The organism is Actinacidiphila cocklensis, from assembly GCF_907177275.1.
Classification (GTDB): domain Bacteria; phylum Actinomycetota; class Actinomycetes; order Streptomycetales; family Streptomycetaceae; genus Actinacidiphila; species Actinacidiphila cocklensis.
The window spans coordinates 1-9,085 of record NZ_CAJSLV010000058.1 but is presented as its reverse complement, the minus strand read 5'-3'; the positions used below and the strand labels follow the sequence as shown (position 1 = coordinate 9,085).

3 protein-coding genes are annotated in these 9,085 nt (G+C 70.1%); all 3 read left to right on the top strand.

Going from position 1 to position 9,085, the window contains the following annotated elements; genetic code table 11:
* A partial coding sequence (locus NFU81_RS18685) for a WXG100 family type VII secretion target (RefSeq protein WP_251491363.1) occupies positions 1-998 on the top strand: 998 nt, incomplete at its 5' end.
* A 45-nt stretch (positions 999-1,043) separates the two neighbouring features.
* Positions 1,044-1,646, top strand: coding sequence for a WXG100 family type VII secretion target (locus NFU81_RS18680; RefSeq protein ID WP_251491361.1), 603 nt, complete (start codon positions 1,044-1,046; stop codon positions 1,644-1,646).
* A 48-nt stretch (positions 1,647-1,694) separates the two neighbouring features.
* A partial coding sequence (locus NFU81_RS18675) for a hypothetical protein (protein ID WP_251491359.1) occupies positions 1,695-9,085 on the top strand: 7,391 nt, incomplete at its 3' end.

Below are 9,085 nucleotides of genomic sequence, written 5' to 3'. Positions count from 1 at the left end.
ACGGGCGTTTTCTGGTGGAGCGGGCGGTTGACGGCCGGACGTTGTGGGGTGGGGAGACCGAGGACGGCGGTTTCATCTCGCAGGACGGCACGGTGTATGTCGATCCGTCGGGGAAGGTTGCGCATGGGTTGACGGCGCCCGACGGGCGGTTCCTGCCGGATGGGGCTTCGCGGGTGGTCGATGGCCACACGGTGTGGGGGAGTGTCGGGGATGACGGGTCGTTCTTGTCGGAGGACGGCACGGTCTTCGTCACGGCTGGTGGTCATGTTGAGCACGGGAAGGTCGTGGACGGCCGTTTTCTGGTGGAGCGGGCGGTTGACGGCCGGACGTTGTGGGGTGGGGAGACCGAGGACGGCGGTTTCATCTCGCAGGACGGCACGATCTACGTCGACGCGAAGGGCAAGGTCCAGAAGGGCATCACCGACCCGGTGAGCGGCTCGTTCGTCCCCGGTGGCATCGCGTACAAGATGCCCGACGGCTCCACCGCCTACGGCGCGATGATCGGCGACACCTTCTTCGTCGCCAACGGCACCACCATCGTCCTGCACAACGGCACCGTCCTGCACGGCACCACGAACTGGACCACCGGCATCTTCACCACCGGCTCGGGCGACTCCTACTTCGTCGGCGAGGACGGCGTTACCCACGGCAAGTTCCGCAACGTCGACGGCGCGTTCGTCCTCGACGACGGGAAGGTCGTGATGACCCCCAAGTCCTGGACAGTGGACCTGGCGCAGATGGCGGAGGCCATCACATTCGTCAAGTCGCAGTACGACCTCATCGATACGTATCGCGACACGATCTCCGGGGAGATCGGGAAGGTCGAGTCCGCTTGGACGTCCCCGGCCAGCGCGTCCTTCACGGATACCGCGGACAAGGTGAAATCGGCTCTGAGCAACCTGTACTGGCTGGTCGGCGGCATCGTCGACCAGTTGCAGCAGACCTACGACAACTACGTGCAGGCCGAGCAGGCCGCGAACAAGAACCTCTCCCAGTGACCAGGCCCGCGACGCGGCCGACGACTTGAGTGACAAGGAGCCACCATGTCCCTTCCCGCGAACTGGAACTCGTCCACCGTCACCGTGGACCCGTGGGTCCTGAAGTCGGCGTCCGACAACTCCGCCGTCGCGGTCAAGAGCATCGGCGACGTCATGGTCGCCGTCACCGACCGGCTGAACGAGTTGCGGCTGTCGTGGACCGGCGACTCCCAGGAGCAAGCGGACAAGTTCAACCGCGACTGGAACGCCATCGTGACGCAGCTCTTCGGCACGAAGGAGCACCCGGAAAATGGCCTCCTCAACCGGTTCTGCACCGGCCTGGGGACCGCCGCCGTCGGCTACAGCCGGGGCGAACGCGCCGTCTCCGACTCCTTCGCCAAGTTCCAGGGCCTGATGGAGGGCATGGACTCCGCCGCCTTCGACAACCAGGGCGACAAAAACCTCGGCGACATCGTCGCCAAGCACGTGGCCCCCGCCCCGAAGACGTCCGGGAGCGACCCGCTGCTGGACAACGCCCCCGCGGAGAACGAGGTGACCGACGGCCTGTCGGAGGCGGAGAAGAAGAGCTTCAACGAAGATCAGAAGAAGAGCCTCGCGGAGGCGGAGAAGAACCACATCCACCGTACCTCGGTGAACCAGACCTTCTGACGCCCCGCCCCACCCACCCGCACGGCACACCGCGAAGGCCCTCCACCCATGGCATATGACGTCCCCACCCACGAGATCCCGTTCGACCCCGACCCCATCTACACGCTGGGGAACGCCTGGATCACCTTCGGCGACCTCCTCGACGAGAAGATCGCGGAGATGGCGGGGGCCGAGTTCGGCGTGACCAGCGGCGCGTGGGTCGGCGAGGCATCGAATTCCATGTCGGCCGCCTTCCAGAACAACATGGGCGTGAAGGCCGCCCGGGCGGGGCTGCGCCCTACCGTCGAGCAGTGCGCGGAGGCGTGCTGGGAGCTCGGCGAGCAGATCAACTACTTCGGGATGCTCCGCAACGAGCAGGCCATCGCCGAGAAGAAGCTCGCCCTCGTCCAGTTGCTGGCCGGGGTCCTCGGTGCCTTCCTCGGGCTGTTGACGGGGATATTCCTGGAGGGGTTCGCCATCGCCGTGGGCGCCGTGCTCGCCAACGTGGCGAGCAGGCTCGGCTCCTTGGTCAGCGGTCTCCTCCGGCTGATCCCCGCACTGGAAAAGGCGGTCGGCACGGTCACCCAGGCCGCGGTCCGCGTCACCGCGGGCATCGGCGACATGTACGCCGGCGCAGTCAACGTCGTCGGCAAGGTTTTGGGCTTCAGCGCCGAGGGCGGCTCGGCCGCCGCCGGCGCCGCCGGGCGCCGGGCCCCCTGGTCCCTCGTCGCCGGCAGGGTCGTCGTGTACGGCACGGACTTCATCGTCAACAACGCCGTGTCCACCGCCGCCGCCAACGCGGCGGTGGGCCTCCCCACCGACTGGAAGAACTGGAAGCCCGTCCCGACCGACGCCGAGGGCTGGCTCAACCTCGTCGCGACCGGCATCATGCTGTTTCCGATCATGGTTGCGGGGGCCAGGGTCTTCTCCGGCCCGTCCAACAAGTTCACGGGCTGGGTCACCGCCAAGTTCGACCCATCGGGCGTCATCAGCGGCACTGGCGCCGTCAACTCCAAGACGAACCCGAACCTGTTCCCCGGCGGCTCCGGAGACGGTGGCAGGACCACCGCCGGCTCGTCCGGCCTGGTGACGCCGGGCGCGTCCACACGCATCGACTCGGGCGCCCGGCCCGTGACCAACTCCCGTGCCAGCGGCGGCGACGGGATCATCCACCAGCCCATCCCCGTACGTGACGCCCACAACGTGCCGGCCAACGGCGGGACCACCGACATCGGCGGCCCGGCAGTCCGCGTCACCGGCGGCCGGGCCGTCCCCGACTCCGCCCGCGGCACGGACGTCAGCGCCCCGTCCTCACGCATCGCGACCCCGGACGGCATCGGGCACACCCAGGTCGGCGCGCGGATCCCGCACGGCGAGACGCCCCGGGTGACGGTGGACAACGGCCCGGTGGACGGGGCGCGTACGCCCGCGGCCGGACACGGGAGCGGGCACGTGACGGCGCCGGATCCGGTGGCACAGGCCGGGGCACACCCGGTGGTGCGTACCGGGGCCGACCCGGGGGTGCGGACGGCGCCGAATCCCGTGGGCCGGACGGCGCCGGATCCGGTGGCACAGGCCGGGGCACACCCGGTGGTGCGTACCGGGGCCGACGCGGTGGCGCGGACGGCGCCCGACCCGGGGGTGCGGACGGCGCCGGATCCGGTGGCGCGGGCCGCGGCACCCGTGCCGCACGGCGAAGCCGCCGGCGGGGCCAGGCTCTCGGGGGCGGCCCCGCACGGGGACGCGCGGTCGGAGGGGACGGCGCCGCCCGGCGGCTCGCGGTCGCAGGAACCGGCCTCGCAGGGTGGCACGCGGCAGGCGGAGACGCCGCCCCCGGGCGACTCGCGAACGATCCGTGCCGCCGGGCACGACGGCGAGACCGTGGCCGAAGCCGTGCCACCGGCCCACCGGGCCGCCCCGTCGGACACGTCCTCCCGCCCGGGTGAGGCGCCCGTGCGGCCGTCGGACACGTCCTCCCGCCCGGGCGAGACGCCCGCGCGGCCCGCCGACACGACCACGTCTGGCGGGCAGGTGGCGCCCCGGTCCGTCGAGGAGGCCGCGCGACAGGCCGGGACCTCCTCCCGTCCCGGCGACGCGTACGGGCGGTCGGCAGCGGCGCCGCGCGCACCGCTCGGCGAACGGGCGCCCGCCACGGCCGTGTCCGAGGGCGACGCGGGGGCCCGGCCGCTTGCCGAGCGGCAGAGCGGCGCGAACACCCCCGCGCGCACGGCGGACACGTCCACAGGGCGGCCGTCCCGGAACGATGCGGAGACCTCCGTCGGCGCGAGCACCGTCGACGAGGGACCGGTGGTCCGCACCTCGCGCTCCGCCCTCACGGGGGACGCGCACGAGGGCCGCGGCGCCGGGACCACTGCGGGCCGCACCACGGGCGGCACGGCGTCCGACCTGGCCGCGGCACCTGCCACACAGGGTGAAGGCGCCGCCGCGGCCAAGCCTGCCGCGGCCGCCCCGCACCGGGACGCAACGTCGCAGGGGCCGGACGCGGGGCGGCCGGCGGCGAACCGGGGTCCCGGGCCCAACGCGGGCCGCGGGAGCCAGGACCCGGCCTCTGGCCCGAGGCCGGATCCCGTCCACGAGGACGGCCCGAGCAGCGAGAGCGGCTCGCCGCACGCGGGCTCGGCCCACCACGACCCCGGGGTGCAGCCCGACTTCCAGCGGCAGCCCGATGACAGGTACGTGACGGAAGCCGACGGGCTGCTGGACCTCGGCGACGGCCGGCCGCCCGCGCACGTGCCGGCCGGATCGGAAGGGGTGTTCGACGCCGCCGGTTCGCTGCGCCTCGTCCAGTTGCCCGGGAAGGGCCTCAGCTACGACCGGTTCCTCGACGGGGGGTGGGTGCGCAGGAAGAAGTCCGGTGAGGTCATCACGGTGAAGATGACCAATCCCCTCAAGGGTGAACCCGGGACCGTCGTGTTGGGCAGCGAGGTGGTCCTGGACAAGGGCTTGCCGGGCGACCGCGGACAGTTGAGGGACATTCTGGGCGCGGACAACGCCCGTCTGCGGCGGCGGCTGATCTGGGGCGGGCTGGGCACCGCGAAGCCGGTGGCGATCCGCAACGTGGTCAAGACCGCGGACGGCCAGGTGAGTTGGGAGACCCTCGTGCCCGACGGCAAGGGCGGCTGGCACCAGTCGCACGTGGCGTCGGACTCGTTGGTCCAGGCCGGACTGGCTGGGGCGAACAGGGCGGTGGGGGCCGCGCGCACCCTGTATGACATCGCGGGCCGGGAGGGGCTGCACAAGCTCTCCGCCGACGAACTGCGCGTCATGCTGCTGGACGGCTCGGAGGCCGACAGGATCGCGGCAGCCTACGCGCTGGTGACCGGAGATACGGGCAAGGCGCTGCGGTGGACGCAGGTGGCGGGGGTCGAAGCGCTCGGCGACGGCGCGGTGCTGAACATGGCCGCCGGGGAGGGCAAGTCGCTGGTGTTCCTGGCGGACGCCATCAAACGAGCGGCCACCGAGGGCGTGGACGCCTTGCATGTCATCACGACCCGGGAAAATCTGGCCAACCGGGAGGCCACGATCTACCGCAGGGTGCTGGAGCCCCTGGGCTACAAGGTGCACCGGATGAACCACAACGAACCGCCCCCGCCCGCGGTCAAGGGCGAACCGACCATCTACATCGGCACGGCCCAGGATGTCGGCTTCACCGTCCTGCACGTCGACAAGGTGGACGGCCGGCCCGCGGCGGAGACGGCCAAGGAGGCTGTGGAGGGCGCCGACAAGGTAACCGTCCACGCGAGCATCGACGAGATCGACGAGGCGGTGGTGTACGCCGACACCAGGTACATCCTCAGCGAGGGGACCGAGAAGGCGGCCACTTCGGCCGTGGCCGCGGAGGTACTGAAGTTCCACGACCTTGTCAAGCGGCTGCCCGAGACCCTACTCGTACCCAAGCCGGGGGAGAGAACCGACCCCCATGGCCTGACCGAGGCCGCCCGGGAGTGGGCGCGGGAGCAGTTGGGGCACCAGCCGAGCGCCGGTGAGGTGAACAGGCTGAAGATGGCCCTGCTCGCCGAGAACGTCTACAAGGGAGGCATCCACTACGAGGTGTACGACCGGGGAGACAGCGAGGGCGCAAAGCTCTACATCCTCGACCAGGTCACCCACGCGGTGATGTTCGACCCGAAGACCTCCACGCAGAGCCGGTGGATGGAGGGGCTGGCCCAGGCGATCGAGGCCAAGCACGGAATCACCATCCGCGGTGACAGCGAACACAGCAAGAGCGTGACCTTCAAGCAGCTGCTTGTTGATCATTACGACAAGGTCGTCGGAGCCTCGGGCACCGCCAAGGGCAAGAGCGGGCTGTTCGCCGAAGGCGGCCTGTCCCGGCACGGCGAGCGGGTGGAGATCCGCGAAGCACAGCGCTACTACCACTCGCTGCTGGAGCGCATAGCCGACGTGATCAGCCCCAACATCGAAAAGAAAATCGAGCAGATCGCCGACGACACCTACCGGGAGCACACGGAGACCGGTCGGCCGCAAGCCGTCATCGCCCACCGCAACGACCTGGTCGCCCAGGTCAAGGAAGCGCTCGAGATGAGGGGCGCTAAGGATGTGGTCGCGATCGACGCGCGGTGGATGCTTGAGCAAGGCGTGAACCGGGAAGAAGCCTTCGCGGCGGTGATCGAGGAGGCCGGGCAGCAGGGCAAGATCCTGGTCATCAACATGCAGGGCGCCCGCGGGGTGGACATACCCCTCAGCGCCACGGCCAGGAACCTTGGTGGCCTGCATGTGCGGGTCACCGCGCACTCCAGCATCTCCGGCGACATCGACGTCCAGGCCGAGAACCGCGCCGGCCGCAGCGGTGACCCCGGAAGCGTCACCTACTACGCCTCGCCCGACGACGCGATCTTCCAGCTCCCGCACAACGGCCCGCATGTTGGCGTGGCCGTCATCAAGTACGTCAACGCCCACCGGCAGCATCTGGCCGAGATCCACTCGGCCGGCCGGGACACGGAACCCGGCGGCGCCGGCGCGCACAGCCCCCAGCCCAGCACGGCCACCCACGCCGACGCCGACGCCGGCGCCCACGCCGGCTCGACCGCGGCCGCGCTCCGCGAAGCCGAGGACGGTCTGCGGAACCTCATCCGCCCGCTGCAGCAGATCGTCGACAGCCGCCGCGGTATGGACGTCCCCGTCTATGAGGCGCATGGCCCACCCACCACCGACACGTCCATCATCCCCGCCACCGACGCCGGCCGGCTCAGCGGCTTCACGCCCTCGAAGCCACCACCCCGCGAAACCGCGCACACATCCTCCCGGTCGGGGGAGTCGGCGCAGGATGTGATCGCGCCGACGGTGGAGCCGGCCGGTCGGGTTGGGGACGTCGGGCAGGGTCTCGACGGGCAGCGGGTCCAGGTGTCCCCCCGGCTGGGCGAGCCGGTGCAGGACGTGGTGTTGTCCGAGGCATCCGCGGAGCCCGCGGTGTCGGCGGAGGTGCGCCAGAACGGTGCCGGCCGCGGATCGGTGCCCGGCCAGGAGGCTGTTCCGGTCCGGACCCGGGTTGGCCGCGTGCCGATGGCTCCCGACGACGCGTACAGCGCGTATGACCCGAACTACCAGGTCGGTGACTCAACGGGGATGGCGCAGTTCGCCCGTGGAGTGCTCGCGCAGTTTGCCGGTTCGGCCCCGGACATGAACGCGCTGGCCCGGCGGCTGCTCCACCTCGACGGCACGGCCGTGCCCAACGCGGCGGACCGCGACAATCTGCACGAGCTGGTCGCGGTGGCGGCTCGGGAGGGCTACGCGAACAGCCTGGCCGAAATCGGTGCGCTCGATCTGCTGCGGCGTGGCGTGCTGGACGACCAGTTCGTGATGTACGACGCCGCGATGACGCCGGTGGGCCGTGACTGGACAGGCAATGCCCGCTGGGACCTGATCGAATTCATGGACGTGCCCTGGCAGGAGAAGCGGTGGACGGTTTCGGCGCACGGTGGTCCTGAGCGGCCATTGCTTCGCGACGTTGATGGGAGGGAACTGGCTGTCAACGACTGGGCCGAGTTCGCCGAGCTGCTGCGCCGTGATCCTTTGCGGCCGTCCCTGGGCGATCTGGCGATCATGGTGGAGCGGGCCGGCGCGCGGACGCTGGAAGGTCCCGCGCGGGTCGCTGATGTGCTGGGCGTGAAGACGTGGTCTACGAACGGTCCGAACACCTGGTCCGCGGGTGAAATTCCTGAAGAGTTCCGTGATGAGGTCGAGGTAGCGGTCTGGATCCCCAATACTCCGGGTCAGCGTTCTCGTGCTGTCCCGGGCGCGCTGATGGACATCAACGGTCTGCGGATTCCCGATAGCCGCATCGATTCGGTGACGATGATGGATGCTGACGGGGAAAATTCGTTCGGGCGCGCCGTGATGAGTCCTCGAGCAATGGCGACGGAGTACGCCGAAGGCCGGGAGACCCGGGTCACGCATTACACCCTTGCTGAGGTCCGCCGGAGGCCGGACGGGTCCAGGGAGATCGTGCGCGAGTCCGAGCCACGTCCGTTGCCGCGCCACCCTTCGTACACCTTGGCTTACCACGGCGACGCCGTGAGCGCGGAGGTGCCGTTGACCGATGGCTCCAGCACTGTGGCGTCACTGGAGGAGATCGCTCGGTATGCTGCACGCCGCGGCAGTGTCCAGTCGCTGGGGGAACAGGAATGGGTGCTGTTCGAAGGGTGTGAAAACGCCCAGCATTCAGACGGTGCCGGTGATCTTCTCCGTCATCCCCGGGGAATTCAGAGAATGGCGAATGCCTCACGCAAGAACATCATGGGGTCGCCCGTCCAGCATCTGTTCCGGCCGGAGGAGGAGACGCAAGGTCAGCTGTATCCGGCTCGGATGGTGCTGGTCGTAGAAAGTATCGACAACCCGGGTGACGTGGGTATCATGCTTGCTTCGCCCGAGCCGACCCCGCAGGAATTGGAGGCCCTGGTACAGCAGTTCGGCGGCCCGTTCGCGCAGCGTCCTGAGGAGGCGGGGCAGCGGCTGCTGACGTGGATCCGGGCGGCGCGTGAGGCGTTCGGGCCGGAGTTCGGGCCGCGTGACCCGCTTTTCGCGGAGGCCATGTCGCGCTTCGCGGCCCTGGACTGGATGCGTGTCAATGCGGGTAACACCGGACCGCTCACGCTGACCTGGCTGAAGGCGGCCACGGAGCGTTTCAACGTCGCGTTGAATCTTACGCGGGGGTCGTGGGCGGGCCTGCCGTCCCTACTCAATCAGGCGCTCGCCGAGATGGCCCGTGGCGTGCCGTCGGCTCCTGTGGAGGCGTTGGAGTCGGCTGTGGATATGTCGGCGCCGGGGTTGGATTCTCTTGCGGAGCCGGTTGTTGTGGGGCTGGTGCCTGCGGGTGTGCCTGCGGGTGTGCCGGTGGGTGTGGGTCGTTCGGTGGTGGCGGGTGTGGTGCCGCATGGTGGTGAGGGCTGGTGGGGGGCTCGTGCGGCGGCTGGTGAGCCGGT